Annotated in this window: 16 protein-coding genes; 8 read left to right on the top strand and 8 right to left on the bottom strand. The window is 64.4% G+C overall.

Going from position 1 to position 18,565, the window contains the following annotated elements:
* The first annotated feature begins 34 nt into the window (after window positions 1-34).
* The 7 genes from ACN9M2_RS06410 to ACN9M2_RS06380 all read left to right on the top strand — a co-directional run bounded on the left by ACN9M2_RS06410 (window position 35) and on the right by ACN9M2_RS06380 (window position 7,250).
* Window positions 35-802: an SDR family NAD(P)-dependent oxidoreductase gene (locus tag ACN9M2_RS06410; RefSeq protein ID WP_426287293.1), complete on the top strand. Its 768-nt coding sequence runs from the start codon at window positions 35-37 to the stop codon at window positions 800-802.
* A 20-nt stretch (window positions 803-822) separates the two neighbouring features.
* On the top strand, window positions 823-1,389 hold the full coding sequence (gene yeiP / locus ACN9M2_RS06405) for an elongation factor P-like protein YeiP (protein ID WP_426287292.1): 567 nt from the start codon (window positions 823-825) through the stop codon (window positions 1,387-1,389).
* A gap of 64 nt (window positions 1,390-1,453) precedes the next feature.
* Window positions 1,454-3,526, top strand: coding sequence for an FUSC family protein (locus ACN9M2_RS06400; protein WP_426287874.1), 2,073 nt, complete (start codon window positions 1,454-1,456; stop codon window positions 3,524-3,526).
* Window positions 3,527-3,637: 111 nt separating this feature from the next.
* Window positions 3,638-4,663: an amidohydrolase family protein gene (locus ACN9M2_RS06395; RefSeq protein WP_426287291.1), complete on the top strand. Its 1,026-nt coding sequence runs from the start codon at window positions 3,638-3,640 to the stop codon at window positions 4,661-4,663.
* Window positions 4,664-4,758: 95 nt separating this feature from the next.
* Window positions 4,759-5,256, top strand: a complete 498-nt coding sequence (locus tag ACN9M2_RS06390; protein ID WP_426287290.1) for a hypothetical protein — start codon at window positions 4,759-4,761, stop codon at window positions 5,254-5,256.
* 18 nt (window positions 5,257-5,274) lie between these two features.
* Window positions 5,275-6,552, top strand: coding sequence for a kynureninase (gene kynU / locus ACN9M2_RS06385; RefSeq protein ID WP_426287289.1), 1,278 nt, complete (start codon window positions 5,275-5,277; stop codon window positions 6,550-6,552).
* Window positions 6,549-7,250 (top strand): hypothetical protein, encoded by a 702-nt coding sequence (locus ACN9M2_RS06380; protein WP_426287288.1) that lies wholly within the window; start codon window positions 6,549-6,551, stop codon window positions 7,248-7,250. The genes kynU and ACN9M2_RS06380 overlap by 4 nt, the downstream gene beginning before the upstream one ends.
* A 17-nt stretch (window positions 7,251-7,267) precedes the next feature.
* On the opposite strand, the gene ACN9M2_RS06375 is transcribed toward ACN9M2_RS06380, so the two are convergent.
* From ACN9M2_RS06375 to ACN9M2_RS06365, 3 genes are read right to left on the bottom strand one after another with little or no spacing between them, the layout of a single operon-like run.
* Complete coding sequence (locus tag ACN9M2_RS06375) at window positions 7,268-7,939, bottom strand: ABC transporter ATP-binding protein (RefSeq protein ID WP_426287287.1); 672 nt, start codon at window positions 7,937-7,939, stop codon at window positions 7,268-7,270.
* Complete coding sequence (locus tag ACN9M2_RS06370; protein ID WP_426287286.1) at window positions 7,936-8,982, bottom strand: hypothetical protein; 1,047 nt, start codon at window positions 8,980-8,982, stop codon at window positions 7,936-7,938. The genes ACN9M2_RS06375 and ACN9M2_RS06370 overlap by 4 nt, the downstream gene beginning before the upstream one ends.
* Window positions 8,982-9,851: a hypothetical protein gene (locus ACN9M2_RS06365; protein ID WP_426287285.1), complete on the bottom strand. Its 870-nt coding sequence runs from the start codon at window positions 9,849-9,851 to the stop codon at window positions 8,982-8,984. Before ACN9M2_RS06365 ends, ACN9M2_RS06370 begins: the two co-directional genes overlap by 1 nt.
* A gap of 1,076 nt (window positions 9,852-10,927) precedes the next feature.
* Here ACN9M2_RS06365 and ACN9M2_RS06360 point away from each other — a divergent pair.
* Window positions 10,928-12,628, top strand: coding sequence for an alpha/beta hydrolase (locus ACN9M2_RS06360; protein WP_426287284.1), 1,701 nt, complete (start codon window positions 10,928-10,930; stop codon window positions 12,626-12,628).
* On the opposite strand, the gene ACN9M2_RS06355 is transcribed toward ACN9M2_RS06360, so the two are convergent.
* The 5 genes from ACN9M2_RS06355 to ACN9M2_RS06335 are packed head-to-tail and all read right to left on the bottom strand — an operon-like array spanning window position 12,561 to window position 18,530.
* A complete protein-coding gene (locus ACN9M2_RS06355; protein ID WP_426287283.1) occupies window positions 12,561-13,829 on the bottom strand; it encodes a glutamate-5-semialdehyde dehydrogenase in 1,269 nt (422 codons plus the stop codon). The two genes, ACN9M2_RS06360 and ACN9M2_RS06355, sit on opposite strands and share 68 nt — an antisense overlap.
* Window positions 13,830-13,840: 11 nt before the next feature.
* On the bottom strand, window positions 13,841-14,962 hold the full coding sequence (gene proB, locus ACN9M2_RS06350; protein WP_426287282.1) for a glutamate 5-kinase: 1,122 nt from the start codon (window positions 14,960-14,962) through the stop codon (window positions 13,841-13,843).
* A 39-nt stretch (window positions 14,963-15,001) separates the two neighbouring features.
* Window positions 15,002-16,294, bottom strand: a complete 1,293-nt coding sequence (locus ACN9M2_RS06345; RefSeq protein ID WP_426287281.1) for an argininosuccinate lyase — start codon at window positions 16,292-16,294, stop codon at window positions 15,002-15,004.
* Between the two features lie 16 nt (window positions 16,295-16,310).
* Window positions 16,311-17,258 carry an N-acetyl-gamma-glutamyl-phosphate reductase gene (gene argC, locus ACN9M2_RS06340; protein WP_426287280.1) on the bottom strand — a complete coding sequence of 316 codons (948 nt, stop codon included), beginning with the start codon at window positions 17,256-17,258 and terminating at the stop codon, window positions 16,311-16,313.
* Between the two features lie 6 nt (window positions 17,259-17,264).
* Window positions 17,265-18,530: an acetylglutamate kinase gene (locus ACN9M2_RS06335; RefSeq protein ID WP_426287873.1), complete on the bottom strand. Its 1,266-nt coding sequence runs from the start codon at window positions 18,528-18,530 to the stop codon at window positions 17,265-17,267.
* Window positions 18,531-18,565: the final 35 nt, after the last annotated feature.

Here is an 18,565-nt window from a genome sequence, read left to right as displayed (position 1 = left end):
GTGCCTCTTTGCCAGTCGCACCAGCGGAGTCTTCATGCAGCTCGAACAGGTCAGGGCCGTCATCACCGGCGGCGCATCCGGTCTGGGTCACGCCGTCGCCCAACGTCTCGTCGCCGCCGGCGCGAAGGTGGCACTCTTCGACGTCAACGAGGAAAAGGGCCAGGCCGCGGTCTCCGCCCTGGGCCCCCTTGCCACGTTCCAGCGCACCGACGTCACCTCCGAGGAGGGCGTGGCGACGAACGTCGGCGCAGCGCGCGAAGCGATGGGCGGGCTGAACGTGGTCGTGAACTGCGCGGGCATCCTGGGTGCCGGGCGCGTGCTCGGCAAGGAGGGCCCCATGCCACTGTCGACCTTCACCGGCACCGTCATGGTCAACCTCGTCGGCAGCTTCAACGTCGCCAAGGCCGCCGCGCAACTCATGCAGGCCAATACCGCCGGCGAGGACGGCGAGCGCGGCGTGATCGTCAACACGGCATCGGTCGCCGCCTACGAGGGACAGATCGGCCAGGCCGCCTATTCCGCCTCCAAGGGCGGCGTGGTGGGCATGACCCTGCCGATGGCGCGCGAACTGTCGCGCTTCGGCATCCGCGTCAACACGATCGCACCCGGCATCTTCTGGACGCCGATGGTCGACGGCATGCCGCCGCAGGTGCAGGAATCCCTGTCCGCGTCGATCCCGTTCCCGTCGCGCCTGGGCAGGCCGGAAGAGTTCGCCGACACGGTGGCCTTCATCCTCACCAGCCGTTACCTCAACGGCGAGACGATCCGCCTCGACGGCGCCGTTCGTCTCGCGCCGAAATAATCCACTCCAAGTCGAACCCCATGAAAGCATCCGAAGTAAAGAAGGGTAACGTCGTCGAGAACGATGGCATCGTGTACCAGGTCCGTGACATCGAACGCAGCGCGCCCACCGCGCGCGGCGGCAACGTCACCTTCCGCTTCACCCTTTACTCCATTCCCGGCAACCGCAAGTACGACCTCAGCCTGCGCGCCGACGACGAGTTGAAGGAAGTCGAACTCAGTCGCCGCCAGGCGAAGTTCTCCTACATGGACGGCGACGCGTTCGTCTTCATGGACGACGAGAACTATACCCAGTACACCCTAGGGCCCGAGGTCGTCGGCGACAACGCCGGCTACGTCGTGGGAGACCTCGATGGCTACTTCGTGCAGGTGATCGACGATGCGCCGGTCGGCCTCCAGGTGCCCACCTCGGTGGTCCTTGTCGTCACCGATACCGCGCCGGAACTGAAGGGAGCCAGCGCCACCAAGCGGACCAAGCCCGCCACGCTCCAGACTGGCATCGAGGTGCAGGTGCCCGAATACATCACCACGGGCGAGAAGGTGACCGTGAACACCCTCACCGGCGAGTTCGCCGGCCGCGCCTCGTGAGCGCCGGGGACGGAATCGTGGCCATCCGATTCCGTCCCGCTCCGCCGCTCGCCAGCCCACGCACATCATGAGCAATGGCTACTCGTTCCGTGCCAGCGTCATCGACGCGCTGATCCGGACGAAACGACCCGATGTCCCTCTGCGGGTTGCGCTGCGCAACACCGCGGCGGTGGTGCTGCCACTGGCGCTCGGCATGTGGCTAGGCTACCCGCAGGTCGGCATCGGCATCGCGGCAGGCGCGCTCGACACGATGTTCTCGGATCAACCGGGCCCGTACCAGCAACGCCTGAGCCGGCTTTTCCTCGCCGCGCTGGCGGCCGGTGCCGCCGCGCTGGTCGGCTTCCTCATCGGCGACTGGATACTGCCGATGAGCGTCGCCTGCGCCGTGTGCGGCTTCCTCGGCGGCATGCTCGTCGTATTCGGTCCCGATATCGCCCGGGTGGGCATGACGAGCATGCTGCTGCTCGTGATCACCGCGGCCACGCCGAAAGACCTGGCCGGGTCGATGGCCGGCGGAAGCCTCATCTTCGCCGGCGGCATGTTGCTGGCCGTGTTCTCGATAGCGGCGTGGCCCTTGCAACGCTACCGGCCGGAACGGCTCGCCCTGGCCACGGTCTATCGCGGCCTCGCCGAACTCGCCCGCAAGCCGCAGAAGGACGGCGAGGCACCGGGCCTCACCGACGCCATGAACGCGCTGCAGAGCACCCTGCTCGGCCGTCACCATGCACGCGGCCGCGCGATGGAAGCCTTCCGCGTGCTGCTGGAACTGGCCGAGCGCATCCGCCTGGAATTGATCGCCATGGCGGAGCTGGAAACCCGTCGCGACGGCATGGGCGAGATGTTCCGCAACGACGCGGCGCGGGTGCTGACCGCGACCGCCGATGCCCTCGACGCCGCCGAACCGCCGCAACGGGCCGAACGTGCGCTGGCCACCTTGCAGGCGAGCGAGCGGGCGCTGCTGGCGGGGTCCGCCGGGATGGGCCTGGGGGCACATATCCAGGCCCTGTCCGGTCAGCTCGCGGCCGTGGTGCGCAACACCAACTGGGCCGGCTCACGCGGCGAGGAACGCGCGCAACGAGCCGAGACGGCGTTGCCGGAAACGCTGCGTAGCGCATCGGCGCTGTCGACGCTGCGCGCCAACCTGACCTCCGGCTCGGTGGCCTTCCGCCACGCGGTGCGCTGCGCGGTGGTGCTCACTCTCGCCTTCGTCGTATCGCGCTATTACGCCCTGCCGCACGGTTACTGGTTGCCGATGACGGCCGCCATCGTGCTGCGCCCCGACTTCGCGGCCACCTTCAACTTCGGCCTCCTGCGCGTGGTCGGCACCGTGCTCGGGCTCATGTTGACCACCTTCGTGCTGCGCCTCACCCCGGACGCGGCCTGGGCGCATATCGCGGTGATGGGCGTGCTCTGCGTCGCCTTCCGTTATCTGGCCGTCGCTCACTACGGCGTCGCCGTCGCGGCGCTGACGGGCACCGTGGTCGTCCTGCTCTCGTTCGAGGGTGTGGACCCGTTCTCCGCGATGTCCGACCGCGTGCTCAATACGGCGTTGGGCAGCGGCCTGGCCCTGATCGCCTATGTGCTCTGGCCTTCGTGGGAGCGGCACCGCGCGCGAAGCGCCCTTTCGGAAATGCTCCGCGCCTACGCGGATTACCTCGATGCGCTGGTCGAACCCGCCGACCGCGGCGCCCGTCACGAAGTGCGCATGGGCACGCGCACCGCGCGCACCAACGCCCAGGCATCGCTGGACCGCATGCGCGCCGAACCCGGTACACCCGCCGTGCTGCTGGAACTGGCGGAGACCCTCTACGCCAACGGCAATCGCCTCGCCCGCACCGCCATGAGCCTGGAGTCGCTCATCGATGCCGACGAGGTGCCGGCCGAATGGGCACATGTCGGCCCGTTCATCCACGAAGCCTCGGCGGCGTTGCGTGCGCAGGCCGAGGCGCTGACCCGGGTGGAAGCCATCGCCATGCCACCGGGTCTTCGAGAGCACCAGCGCGCTCTGGTGGAGGCACTGTCGCGGACGAAGGATCGCGAACTGGCCGAGGCGGTGGGGCGCCTGACGGACCGCTTGACGGACAATGTCGACACGGTCGCACACGTGGTGAACCGGCGAAGCACGGCCCCGGTCTGATCGCCGCTGAAGCGGCTCCCACAAGGCGATCGCCTGTCGGCCACAGCCCGTCGCGGTCGCTTGCTGCACCGCGAGAGGCCCTGTAGCGCTTCCGGCGCTACACTCGGCCGCATGCTCAAGATCGATACCCACGCGCACATCCTTCCCCGCGACTGGCCCGATCTGGCGGCCCGCCACGGCGACGACCGCTTTCCGGTGATGACCCACTCCGGTGGCCACCACCGGATCTACAAGGACGGCAAGTTCTTCCGCGAGGTATGGGACTCGGCCTTCGACGCCGGGCATCGTATCGCCGACTACGCGCGCTTCGGCGTCGGCGTGCAGGTCGTCTCCACCGTGCCGGTGATGTTCTGCTACTGGGCCAAGGGCCACCAGGCACTCGAACTGCATACGCATCTCAACGATGCCATGGCCGCCGTATGCGAGGCGCATCCCCGCCACTACGCCGGCATCGGCACGGTGCCCTTGCAGTCTCCCGCGCTGGCCATCCGCGAACTGGAACGCTGTATCGACGAACTGGGCCTGCAGGGTGTGCAGATCGGCTCGCATTGCAACGAGTGGAACCTCGATGCGCCGGAGCTGTTCCCCTTCTTCGAAGCCGCCGCCGACCTCGGCGCGGCGATCCTGGTCCACCCCTGGGACATGATGGGTACCGACTCCATGCCCAAGTACTGGCTGCCGTGGCTCGTTGGCATGCCCGCCGAGCAATCGCGCGCGGCCTGCGCGTTGATTTTCGGCGGCGTGCTGGAACGCCTGCCCGAGCTGAAGATCATGCTCGCCCACGGCGGTGGCAGCTTCCCGTACTCCATCGGCCGTATCGAACACGGGTTCCGCATGCGTCCGGACCTCGTCGCCACCGACAACGCGCGGAACCCGCGCGAGTACATGTCGCGCCTTTACTTCGACTCCTGTGTGCACGACGCTGCCGCGCTGCGCTACCTCCTGGAAACCGCGGGCACGGACCGGGTGATGCTCGGCACGGACTATCCCTTCCCGCTGGGCGAGCAGGAACCCGGCAGCGGGATCGAGGCCCTCGGCCTCGACGACACCGCGCGAGCCCGTCTGTTCCACGGCACCGCCCTGGAATGGCTCGGCGTGCCCAAGACGCGTTTCCAGGCGGTAGCCGCCGTGGCGTGACCGGGAGCACAGCGCCTGGACCATGCGCCCATGGCCGCTGTGCAAGAATGCCGCTGGTAACGCGGCAGCGCCGCCATCTCCAGGGACCCCTCATCGTGAACCGCCCTTTGCGTGCCCTTCTGATCGTCTCCGTCCTGGCGAGCCCCGCCCTCTGCGCGGCCGATGTCTCCATGGCGGGCGGGGATATCCGCTTCCCCGTACCCGACCATTGGGTCCCGATCATGCAGTCCGAGGGTGAGAAGGAAACCCAGGTGTTCCAGGTACCCGGTTCCAGCGCCGCCGACGCGACCCTGGCCCGCGTCTCGATCGCGGTGCAGAAGGTCCCCAACCTCAACGGCTTCCAGCAGTTCGCGGGCAACCTGCGCAGCCATGCCACGGCGTTGCCCGAGTACGCGCCGGGCAAGGCGGATTCACCGACCGAGAACGTCTACACGGCGAAGGAAGGGGCGGTGAAGCTCGACTATTTCGAGCGATATTTCTACAGCAAGGGCTACGCCATCCAGTTGCGCTGCATCCGCCCCTCCGGCGACGCGAAGTTCAGCGCGGCGTTCGATAAGGGTTGCGCCGAGGTAGCCGCCCACATGCCTTCCTGATCCCGGGACTTATCGTTCATGACTGCTTTCGAAGCGACGCGTGCGTGGGCCGAAGCCCAGGACGCCGCCGACCCGCTGCGCGACTTCCGTGCCGACTTCCATATTCCGCAGCACGAGGGACGCGACACGCTCTACTTCTGCGGCAATTCGCTCGGCCTGCAACCGAAGGGAGTTCGCGCCGCGATCGAAGCGGAGTTGGCGGACTGGTCGGAGCTTGCGGTCGAGGCCCATTTTCGTGGACGTTCGCCATGGATGCACTACCACGAGTACGTACGTGACACGATGGCCGACGTGGTGGGTGCGCAACCGCATGAAGTCGTGGCGATGAACACCCTGGGGGTGAACCTGCACCTCATGATGGTCAGTTTCTACCGCCCCACGGCGGAGCGGCCGGCGATCCTGATGGAAGCCGGCGCCTTTCCCACCGACCGCTACGCGCTGGAGTCCCAGGTGCGTTTCCACGGTTTCGATCCGTCCGCCGACCTCATCGAAATCCAGCCCGACGGCGCCGGCGGCACGCTATCCATGGCGGCGATCGAGCGCGCCATCGCCGAGCACGGCCATCGCGTGGCTCTGATCGTGCTTCCGGGCGTGCAGTATCGTACCGGCCAGGTTTTCGATCTCGCATCGATCGTTCGCCTCGGCCACGCGCGAGGTTGCGTCGTCGGCTTCGACCTCGCCCATGCCGTGGGCAACCTGCCGTTGGCGTTGCACGACAGCGGCGCGGACTTCGCCGTATGGTGCACGTACAAATACCTCAATGCGGGTCCTGGCGCCGTCGCCGGTTGCTTCGTCCACGAGCGCCATGCGCATGCGGACGTACCGCGTTTTGCCGGATGGTGGGGGCACGACAAGCACACGCGTTTCAAGATGGGTCCCCGGTTCGTTCCCACCCCGGGCGCGGACGGCTGGCAGATCTCCAACCCGCCCATCCTGGCGCTCGCGCCGTTGCGTGCCTCGCTGGACGTATTCCGTCGCGCGGGCATGCCGCGTCTCGTCGAAAAAAGCCGCCGGCTCACCGCCTACCTCGACTGGTTGATTCGTTCGCGCCTCGATGACGCGCTGGACATCGTCACACCGAACGATCCGGCGCAGCGCGGCGCGCAATTGTCGATACGCGTCCGGACCGGCCGCGAAGCCGGGCGTTCGTTGTTCGAGTACCTCGATCGGCGCGGCGTCATCGGCGACTGGCGCGAACCCGACGTGATTCGCCTCTCGCCCACGCCGCTGTACAACCGGTTCGGCGATTGCCTTGCCGCGGTGGAGGCCATCGACGCCTGGCGCACACGGAAATGAGCGAACGCGACATCTACCCGGTGCCCTACAGTGAACGCGGCACCGGCTTCGTGGTGCAGGGCGTCACCCATTGGCTGCGCATCGTGCCGGGTCGCGTATTGCTCGGCCTCAAGGCTGGCGGTGTTCCGGTGGCCTTGCCCGAACGTCCCGCCAGCCTGACCCATCCAGGCATCCACGCGAAAGCCAATGGCTACGTGACCGCCATCGACGACGTCAGCAGCCAATGGCTTCGCGAACATCCGGATATATGCGACCGCTACGTCGCCTCGCTGCGCGACGTGCTCAAACAGCCGCGCGTGCGGCTGGATGGCTATGCGACGCACGCCATCTTCACGGGTTCGGTCGAACTGTTCGCGGGCCCGCGGCTCGACCGCATCGACCTGGGACTGGACGACGAGGACGGCTCGTTCCCCCGCGCCATGGAACTCCTGCGCGATGCCCCGCGCGATACGCGCACGGCCTTCGCCATGCCGCCGGAACCAGGCATGAGCCACTTCGACGACCCGCTGTTCCTCGCCGGCGACCAGGCATGGATCGATGGCCAGCGTGTGCTGATCGAGTACATGCCCGATGAAGGTGGCCGCGTGGAGACGGTGGCGTTGGATCGGGATGCGCTGGCGGCCGCCATCGAGCGCGCGTGGTACGCGATGCTCGATGTTTCCGAACGGATCCGGGCAGGACTGAGCCAGATCCGCTGACGAAAAGCGAACCTCGCTCACTGATTGGCCGAGATATTCCCAGGACGCCCGGCAAGAAGGACGCTTCCGTCGCCGCGCCGCTCCAGCACATACTGTCGGTAATTCGACAAGGCAAGACTCCTAGGGTCGTGACAGGTCAGTATGGTGGTTCCATGTTTATCGCGACACCGCATCAGTTCGCCCAGCATCCCCACCGCTTCGAGATCCAGGCCAATGGTCGGTTCGTCCAGGATAAGGACGTCCGCCTTCGCCCCCATGACCATGTGGAGGATGACGCGCTTTTGCCAACCCAGCGACAAATCCCCGAAGCGGACATTCGCATACCGTCGCAAACCGAATGGATCGAAGTCATGAAAGACGTCATGCTCGATCGAACGTCCGCGCAGCGAAAAAAACAGCCTTACCGCGAACTCGACGGACACCCCGTCAAAAAAGAGAGTCCGAGCCGGCGCGAATGCGATACTCGCCATACATCGTTTGCGATGCTTTTCAATCTCAAGTCCCCCGATGATCACCTTGCCGCATGTGGGCTTGCATATGCCCGCGATCATGTCGAGAAGCGTTGTCTTACCAGCTCCGTTGGCACCTTCGATCAAGTGAATCCCGGTGCCAAGCGAGCAGCAGGCGTCGCGTATAACGCAGTTCTCGCCATAACCCTTGCGAATGCCGCGAAGTTCGACGGTCGTCACGACCACCTCACGGCTGCGACTATCGAGAGCGGCATCGTGAGGGCGACATAGTCCGCGCGCGAAGGAAGGTTGATCCACCTCGCCACACAGATACCTACACCGACGCATAAAGCCATGGCTGGCATGAGCAGACCGCGTATATGCCCGCCGTGGCCCCCAATATCCAAAAGAGCACCCATCGCCAAGCAGGACGAGACGAGAATCCATGCCACCACGCCGAAACGGAGCACGCAAAGATGGGTCCCCCATGGGGATAGGGCAAGGATGGGAGCGACCTGGATCATACGCTCCTGGGCCAACTGGGCGATGCTTCTGAGCGGAAGCGCCGCCAAAGCGATCCCGACAGCAAGAAACTCCGGTGCCCACTGCTCCTGCTCAGGCACATTCGCCACGAGCATGGCGACAACCATGGCAATGATCGATGCAAGATATCGCACGGTATTCGCGGGACGAACGCCAGGAAACACGTCCATGATTGCCTGCCCAACAAGAATACCAATCCGAGTAGTCGGTAACTGACAAGCCCGTAGTATCGATTGAACTGCTACTCCGCTGTAGCGTGACCAGAACGGATGGGCGGCGACGATGAGGACAAACCAGGCCAACGCCTGGCCGCCGTTGTCGAACATGACCAATACCATGCCCAGCGGATACGCTGGCCAGATCTTCACGAGGAAGCACAAAGAACTACCTGTGGTTTGCGCTGCGTATCCGGCTCCGATCAGCATGGCGCGGGCATCCCTTGCGCTCAAGAAGAAGCGCTCTTGCGACTCCATCCATAGACTCCAACCCATGGCAACCACCACGGCCGCAACGAAGCGTTCATACCAACACAACGAACCGTCCGCCGTCGCCAAGAATGGGAACAAGGGAATTTCTGGCACCGACGCCACCGGAGCGAACAGAAATAAGGCAAGAAAAACCTGACGCTTCCGCGTCTCGAAGAAAGTCCGCGACCTCCAGATATAGGTTTTCACTAGCGCCGACAAGAGCAGCGGCATCGGACCTTGACGCCACGAGTGATGTTCTTTCCACATTCTCATCACCCGCCTCCATCTGTACCGCCGCTTTCATGAGTTCCCCGCATGATTCGCGTGAGCTCATCCAACGCGCTAATGTCCCATTGATCTTTGGGGACAAAATCCGCGAGAACTTGCTGGACGTCGATCGAGCGAGCGCGGCCCAGCGAGAAAGCCATGTCATCGCCTGCATAAATGGCCGAAACAAGGAAATGAATGAGATCGATGTCATACAACGATAGGGATTTGACTCCGAGAATATTGAAGGTTGCCGGATAGTCAACGACGTCGCCATCCCGAAGCAGCCTGCAAGATTCAAGATCGACCAGTACCAATCGGAAGTCACACTTGATGAAATTGGCAGTCTTAGCGTCACCGAGCAAAAAACCTCGTTCGTGGATCTCCCTAATCATTCGCAATGCCATTTCTAGCCACTGCGGATCACTTCCGCCACATCGCCGCCACTCTGCGAGATTTTCTCCCTGTATTCTCTCGAGAATCATTACATTTGCATCGTACTCACTAGAAAAATCTATGACCTTTGGTAGATATTCGGCAAGTCCCATGGAGGACATAACTTCGTACATCGACCGTTCATGCCGTAAAAAATAAGCACCGTCGCGCCCGTCTGGTAACGACTGCCCTCGTCGCAAACCGATCTTTGCAATCAACTCTGTCTGCAGATCGCTATTGGCATCAAAGGCGTGAAACACACCACCTTTTCCTGATCTGCACAGAACCTCCATCACGGGATAACGCGTGAGGATCGATGAAACCTTATCGATGTCCTGCATCCTCCCAAGTCCGAATGTTTCAACAAACGGATCGAAGGGGATGGATGAAAGAACATGTCCAGGGCGATTTCTGTCATCAATTACCCATTCATTGTCCATGCGTATCGACGTAGCCGTAAATGACCCGTATCTGTAATACACACAGCCGCCATTCCAAGCTTGAGGTAACCTCGGAACAAACGGACCCTCGTGACATAGCCGGTCAAGGGCAGCGTATAGTCTCCGGACAAACGCAGGGATGACGGACGGATCATGAAGATATGCCACCACGCATTTCCCAATTTGCGAGAACCCATGCAGACCAGCGTTAGTCTCCATGAGCTTGCTTAGCGACCTCAGATACTTGAAGGCAATTCCTTCGCTTACTAGGATCTGAGCCACCTCGTGCAACATATCTATGTAATTTGTTGGCGTCGCGGATATATATAGCTTCCAGCCTTGCCGGATTGAGGCTGGAGGACTTCCTACAGAGTACCAATGTTCGTTTCTCGAACCAGGGAAGCCCACCAAGGCCATCGGACTCGGAACAGACACCTGATTCATGCGCGACCTCTTGATGTCATCGCATAGTTTGCCGTCCATGGCTTCTCTTGCTCTCCTTAGTGTGCAGTGCGCGGCCAAAGCACCGTGGTGAGGGTAATGGTGACCGTGATAGGGAGCGCTGAACTGGATTCCCGCTTGTCGTCAAGTTCCATGGCCGCTCGAGCGGATGTTGCGAACACCATCTTGGGCGTTCTCCGGACTACGTCTGGGTGAGGTTCGACGGCTCGATACGTCGTACCCGGCAAGGGTCCATCTATGGTCGAAAGATGCGAAGCATCCTGCAAAAATTTACTCGTTCGATACATATGTATATCTCCGTAATACCCGACTGAGGAGCGCTCGTCTTCGATAGGCGCCTATCGGAAGCTCATCATCGGCCGAACACCTGTCTTTGTCGGCCAGTTTTCCTTGAAAGGCTTGACAGCATTACCTGATCGAGAACCAGGGACAGACCTGGCCGCCTCTCGAACGACCACAGACCGGCTCCGACATACCGACGTGGCGCGCCCGATGGCAGATTCGCCTCCGATGCATCGCGCGGTCTTCGGCCGCACGTCGTAACGACAACACCTTACTTCCACGCATCGGCAACGTCGCTAACGTGTCTACCTTTCAAACGAAGGAAGGACATCGTGAAAACACAAGGATTGGCCGGCTTTTCCGTCGCCGCATGGATCGCGTGGCATGCTCCCCTCGCTATCGCATCATCGGACGGCGAATCGCCACCACGCTTTCCCGCCGTGCCCGCGACCACAATCACCTGGGGCGAATGCAGCGGCAGCCTCGTCGGCGCCGAGGCCCTGGCGCTTGGCGATCGCCTGCGCTGTGGACAGATGGACGCCCCGCTCGACCATGGTCGGCCCTTGGCGGGCACACTGACGGTGGCACTGATCCAGGTGAAGGCGCGGGACCCGGTGGCACGCCGCGGCACGCTCTTCGTCCATTCGGGCGGCCCTGGCGAGACGCCCATGGCGTCCATTCCACGGATGGCCCGCCTGATGGATGGAATGGATGCCACCGATGCCGTGCATGGCCTGAAGAAGAGGCTTTCGGATGAGTACGACCTGGTCGGCGTGGTACCGCGTGGATTGCCCGGGGGCACGACATTCCAATGTTCGTCGGCGGATGACGAGCCGATCTTCGCAGATCCCCTGGCAGACACGAGCGCGGCCAATATCCAGGCCGTCGAGCGCGCCGCGCGCGCCTATGCGGCGGCATGCCGGAATCACCCCTTCTATCCGTACATCTCAACCGAACAGACGGTCTACGATCTCGATCTGGCCCGCCGTTCGCTCGGTGAAGCGAAACTCAACTATTACGGGATAGCGTATGGCGCATGGGTCGGTGCGTGGTATGGCGCCGCCTATCCGCAGCACGTCGACCGGATGCTCCTGGATTCCAGCATGGATTGGACAACGACGATGGAGGCGAACCTGCTGTCAGCGCCCCCGGCGAAGCAGGACGAATTCCGTCGCCTCGTCGTGGATACCGCTGTGGCGTCACCTTCCATCTACGGCCTTGGATGCGAGCCGGAGGCCATCGTGAACCTCGTGAGCCAGCTCGCTCCGCTCGTTCGCGAAGTCTGGGCCAACCACTACACGAAACCGGAGAGCCTGCTCGCTGCGATAGCCATGTCCAACTGGTTGCGAAGCACACCGGCCATGACGAAAGACGAAATGAGGGAGCGCCTGACCACCTATCCCTTCAGCATGGAGAATTCGGTAAACCGATCCACCGAGGACGAGGCGTCACGCATGCTTCCCCGTTTGTTCATGCCCACCCCCGCGCCGCGGCCACTTCGTGCCTCGCCATCGGATTCCGTGTACCAGACGGTTATCTGCAACGACATCGAGACAAGCCGGGACAGCGCATTCTGGCAAGGCAAGATTGCCGAGTATGCGAGGCTATATCCTGGTTCGAGCGGCATGAAGCTCGTCTACCCCTGCGCGTTCTGGGCGCGTCCGAACATCGCGCGCCCCGCCCTGTCACGCCTGAACGGTGCAGGAAAAATTCTCATGATCCATTCCGAATACGACTCCATCACGCCACTCAGCGGTGCGATGCGGGCACTGGCGGCCACCACCAACGCGCGCTTGATCATCGCCCGGAACGCGAAGGAACATGGCGTTTTTGGCAACACCGGGTCCGCTTGTGTCGAAGTGACGGCGGGACGATTCCTTCTTGACGGAACATTCCCCGCCAAGCAACTGACCGAATGCCAGACGGTACGGCCACCCCCCGGATACGGGGACTTGTTTGGTGACGCTATCGGTCCGACGCCGGACGATGCCGCACCTGCCCTTCGCCGCGCACCACGAACCGCTCCACGGTGAGCGACTCCGCGCCCATCGGTCCGTAAGCATGCAAGCGCGTCGTGGAGATACCTATTTCCGTGCCGAGGCCGAGTTCCCCACCATCGCTGAAGCGTGACGATGCATTGACCATGACCACCGCCGACCGAAGCGCCCGCACGAAGCGCTCGGCGGCGGCTTCGTCGCGGGTGGCGATCACTTCGGTATGGTCGGAGCCGTAGCGGCGGATATGCGCGATCGCCTGTTCGATGTCGTCGACGACGCGCACGGCGATGATGAGGTCGAGGAATTCGGCCGCGTAGTCGTCTTCGCTGGCGGCGGCGACATCGGCCACGATGGCGCGCGTCGCCTCGTCCCCTCGCACGTCGACCCCCAGCTCACGCAGGCGTGCGATGGCGCGGGGGAGGAAGTCCGGCGCGGCATCGCGATGCACCAGCAGCGTTTCCAGCGCATTGCAAACACCGGGACGACTCGTCTTGCCATCCACGAGAAGACGCAATGCGAGCGGGTCGTCGGCATTGCGATCGACATAGAGGTGGCAGACGCCCTTGTAATGCTTAATCACCGGTACGCGCGCATGCTCGGCCACGAAGCGGATCAGGCCTTCGCCGCCGCGTGGGATGGCCAGGTCGACGATGTCGGTGAGCTGGAGCAGTTCGACCATCGTTTCGCGTCGTGGGTCGTCCAGCAGGGTCACCGCGGCTTCGGGCACGCCTTCCTCCCGCAGGGCACGGCGCAAGGCGTTGGCAATGGCCAGGTTCGAACCCATGGCGTCCGAACCGCCGCGCAAGATCACCGCGTTGCCCGCCATCAGGCATAGCGCGGCGGCATCCGCGGTGACATTCGGCCGGGCCTCGTAGATCATGGCGATCACGCCGAGCGGAATGCGCACGCGCTCCACGACGATGCCGTTGGGCCGCGTCTCGCGGCGGGTGGTCACGCCGACGGGATCGGGCAACGCGGCCACCTCGTGAATGGCCGTGACGATACCCGCGACGCGAGCCTGATCCAGGTGAAGGCGGTCGAGCATCGCCTCGCTCGTTCCATTCGCCGCCGCCGCTTCCATGTCGCGCTGGTTGGCCGCGATGACGAGGCCCGCGTCGGCAGCCAACGCCTCGGCCATCCGCTGAAGCAGGCGTCGTTTCGCGACCGTATCGAGGGCCGCCAGCGTGGCGGCCGCATCGCGGCAGGCGATGGCTCGTTCGCGCAATGTGGGCGGCATGGCGACCTCGCTCATTCGGGAAGGACCACGAGATCGTCGCGGTGCACGACACTCTCGCCATAACTGTAGCCGAGCACGCTGTCGATATCGCGGGTGTGGCGCCGGGCGATCCGGCGGATATCGCCGGCGGCATACTGCGCGACGCCACGGGCGAACACGCCCTGGTCGTCACCGATTTCGACGACGTCGCCACGGGCAAACTCGCCTTCGGCACCCACGACGCCGCCAGGCAGCAACGACGCACCGCGCGAACGGAGCGCTTCCGCGGCGCCGCCGTCCACCAGGACCCGGCCGCCGGCGGGAGTGTGCCTCAGCCAGTACTTGCGTGCGGCGAGGCGGCTGCGTGGCGCGCGCAGGCGAGTTCCCGTCAGGACGCCCGCGGCGAGACGTTCCAGGCAAGCGGCATCGCGGCCGTCGAACAGCACGGTCTCGATGCCGGCCGCGGCGGCCTTCACCGCCGCTTCCAGCTTCGTCCGCATGCCGCCGGTGCCTGCCGCGCTGCCCGCGCCGCCCGCGCTGACGAAGTGCCCGGGCACGACCTCGGCCACGTCGTCGACCGGGCGGGCGTCCGCGTCGACGCGTGGGTTGGCCGTGTAAAGGCCGCCAATGTCCGAGGCGATGAGCAACACGTCCGCGTCCACGAGCGCGGCAACGATGGCTGCGAGGTTGTCGTTGTCGCCGAGCTTGAGTTCGTCTACCGCGACGGTGTCGTTTTCATTGACGACCGGAATGGTGCCGAGGGCGAGGAGTTCGCGAAGCGTGGAGCGTGCGTTGAGGTAGCGGCGGCGGTTGCGCAAGTCGTCGTGGGTAAGCAGGACCTGGGCGACGGGAGCCACGAAGAAGCCTTGCCAGAGGGCGATGAGACGCGTCTGGCCCAGCGCCGCCAGGGCCTGGCGGCCAACGAGGCCAGCGCTCCCTCCGGGCGTCGCGAGGCCGCGTCCGGCCGCGACCGCGCCGGAAGAGACAATGACGACTTCACGGCCGCTTTCCCGGCTGCTGACGACGAACGCGGCCAGGGCTTCGGCGTGCTCACCCGTAAGCGCACCGTCGGGCGTCGTCAGCAGACTGCTGCCGACCTTGAGGATGGCACGCCGCCAGTTGGGTAGCGGTTGCTCGGTGAAGCCTTTCGACATGCCGTGTTCTCCGCCGGGTTGCGTCCGCTTGAGCGGTGATCAGCGCATCGATGCCAGCCGGGCGCGCAAGGCATCCAGCATGAGATCGTTACCCGCCCCCGGCGAGGTCCTTGCCGCCAAGCTCGATTCCGGCGTGCGTCCGTCACCGGCCGAGGCCGCCGTTTCCGCCGCCGCGCGATACGCGTCGCGGAAGGGCACGCCGGCCACGGCCTGCTCGATAGCCACGTCGGTGGCATACATCGCCGGCTCGATGGCGGCGCGCATCTTGTCGGCCTTCCATTCGAAGCGGGCCAACATGTCCGGCAGCAGTTCGAGCGCCCCCAGTCCCATCGAGAAGCCGTGAAACAGCGACCCCTTGGAGAACTGGAGATCGCGTTGATAACCCGACGGCAGCGACAGCAGCTGCTCGATCTCGGTGCGTGCCGCGGCCACGCTGGCGTAGCTGGCGCGCAACAGTTCCACCACGTCCGGATTGCGCTTGTTCGGCATGATCGACGAACCGGTGGTGTACTCCGCCGGCAACGTCACGAAGTCGAACTCCGCGGTGGTGAAGAGCGAGAGATCCCACGCAAGGCGCCGCGTATCGAGCAGTGCGGTGCCGACGGCGTCGAGCGCCGCCATTTCGAACTTCCCGCGCGAAAGCTGCGCGTAGATCGGCGAGACTTGCATGCGGCTGAAGCCGAGAGCCGTTGTCGTGTGTGCACGATCGAGTGCCACGTTCACGCCGTAGCCCGCCGCCGTGCCGAGCGGATTGGCGTCGATCAGTTCCAGGGCCTGGCGAGCCCGCAGCGTATTGTCGATGAAGGCCTCCGCGAACGCGGCGAACCACATGCCGGTCGACGACACCACGGCACGCTGGATGTGCGTATAGCCAGGCATCGGCAACGCTTCGCCAGCGGCACGCCCGAGGCAGACCTCGGCGACGCGACGACACAGAGACTCCAGCACCAGGAGCTTTTCCTTCAGCCACAATCGCGTGGCGACCAGGATCTGGTCGTTGCGACTGCGCCCGGTATGCACCCGTCGCCCCGCATCGCCGAGGCGTTCGGTCAGGCGCGCCTCGATGGCCGAATGCCCATCCTCGAAGCGTTCGTCGAGAAGGAAGGTCCCCGAGGCGAAGTCGGCGGCAAGTACATCCAGCTCACGAAGCAACGCGTCGCGCTCCCCGGCGGACACCACGCCGATATTGGCGAGGCCCTCGACATGCGCCTTGCTCGCCGTGATGTCGTACAGGAAGAACTCGCGATCGAGCACGACATCGTTGCCGGCGAGGAAACGCATGATGCGCGCGTCCACCTGCGTATCGGATTTCTGCCAGAGCGGTTGGGTCATGGTGGATTCCTTCCGCTTAGAGCGGGATGGCGGTCAGCTCGTCGAAGCCGAGCGCGCGATTGACGTTCTGCATCGCCTGCGTGGCGGCGCCCTTGAGCAAGTTGTCGAGCGTGGCGACCACGACGACACGGCGGCCGTCGTTGGATACGGCAAACCCGCCTACGTCGAGGTGATGCTTGTTCGCCACCTGGCTCACCCACGGGGCCTCGTCCACCACGTGGATCAGCTTTTCCTTCTCGAAGCGTGCCTCGAAGCGGCGGACGATCTCTTCGCGCTTGGCCGGCTTGGCGAGGTACAGGTTGGTGGTGACGGTCAGGCCGCGGAAGTGCGGCGCCACGTGCGGCATGAATTCCACGGGCAGGCCAAGGTGGCGGCTGGCCTCCTTCTCGTGCATGTGGCCGGTGAGCGAATACGGCATCAGGTTGTCGCGCAGCTTCTCCGGATCGTTGCGATCGGATGGCGTCGTGCCCGCCCCCGAATAACCGGACACACCGAACGAGACCGGTGGCGCAGCCAGCAGGTCCTTCACCGGCGCGATCGACACCTGGATCGCGGTGGCGTAGCACCCCGGATTGCTGATGCGTTTTTCGCCACGCCAGCGATCGCGATACAACTCGGGCAAGCCGTAATACCAGCGTTCGTCGAAACGATAGTCGGCGGAGAGGTCGACGATCACCGTCGCGACCGCGGCCTTGTCGATCGCTTCCACGTAAGGAGCGGCCTTGCCGTTAGGCAGGGCCAGGATCACCACGTCGGCTGCCGCCGCGGCGACAGCGGCGGGATCGAGGTTGCCATAGGTGAGTTCACCCTCGTAGGCATCGCTATGATCGGCCAGCCGCTGGCCATCCAGTTCGCGCGAGGACACGAAAGCCAGTTCCAGTCCCGGGTGGCTGGCGATGAGCTTGATCAGTTCCGCACCCGTATGGCCGCGTGCGCCGACGATGCCGATGGTCTTCTTGGCCATGAGCGTTCAGTCCTGCAGGGTGGGTTCGCGCGTGGCGCAATGCGCGACGCAACGTTCGATGTCGGCGAAGTTGTCCAGCCCGTACCAGAACACCTTCCAGCGGGCCTGCTTGAAGCAGCCGTCCGACTCCGCGTAATAGAAATGGTTGATCACGTTGCCGTGGCGCGATCGCCAGAACAGCCTGGGATTCTCGTCGCGCATCACCTGCCATACGGCACGTCCGAGACCTTCGCCCTGGGCTTCATCGAGCACCGCGAACTTGTCCAGGTAGGCGAACCCTTCCTCCGCGGTCAACACCATCGCGGCCCGGTAGTTCTCCGAGACATAGAGACGATAGAGGTCGGTGCGCTCGAAGTAGTCGTCCACGAGGGTGCGACCGAAGCTCGACTCGATCAGCTGCCGCATGCGGGCCAGGTCGACGCCCTCCCACGACTCGAAGCGGAGCACGCGTTCGCCGCGGCGCACGAGCGTGCCCGAACCCTTGTGCGTGAACAGCTCCTTGGCCAGTTCCGCCGGCCGCGTGATCGAGACCGACGAGGTCAGCGGCAGGTCGTCGAGGAGATCCTTGATCTGCTCGATCTTCAGGCGCATGCCCGAATGCAACCACGGCTGCTGGAGCAGCTGCTCGTACTCGGTCGAAAGATTGATCGAATCGATCACGTTGCCGTCGCCATCGAGCAAGCCACCCGTGCCGGTCAGGAACACGATCTTGTACGGCTGCAGCACACGGACCAGTTCGTTCGCGGCGAAGTCGGCGTTGATGTTGAGGATCTGCCCCGAATCGGTCTCGCCGAGGCTGGCGATGACCGGGATCGAGCCCGCGCGCAGGCTGGCCTCGATCGGCGCGAGGTTGATGGCGCGCACGCGGCCCACGAGGCCGAAGGTCTCCTGGTCCATGAACTCCGCCGCGAACACGCCCGAGGGCACGGAGGTGGCACGCGTGTCGGCCTCTTGCAATGCTTCCACCAAGCGCAGGTTCTGCGCCTGGAAGACGCGGCGGACGATCGCCAGTGCTTCCGGCGAGGTCACCCGCAGGCCGTTGACGGTTTTCTTCTCGATCCCCGCCGCCGAGAGCTCCTCGTCGAGTTGTGGACCGGCACCGTGCAACACGATGGGCGTGAGTCCCACCTGCTGCAGGAAGGACAGCGAAGAGGTGAGATCCGGCAAGTCGTCGCGCAGCACCGCGCCACCGACCTTCACCACGGCGAAGCGGGCGGCGTCCAGCTGCGAGAAGCGCTTCAGGTATTGCTGGATCTCGCGTGCGCTGCCCATGGAGGACAGCAGGCGCACGATGGTTCTGCGGGTAT

The organism is Luteibacter sp. E-22 (assembly GCF_049913125.1).
In the GTDB taxonomy this organism is placed as follows: Bacteria; Pseudomonadota; Gammaproteobacteria; order Xanthomonadales; family Rhodanobacteraceae; genus Luteibacter.
The sequence above is the reverse complement of the archived record's forward strand: the minus strand, read 5'-3'. Positions and strand labels throughout refer to the sequence as shown.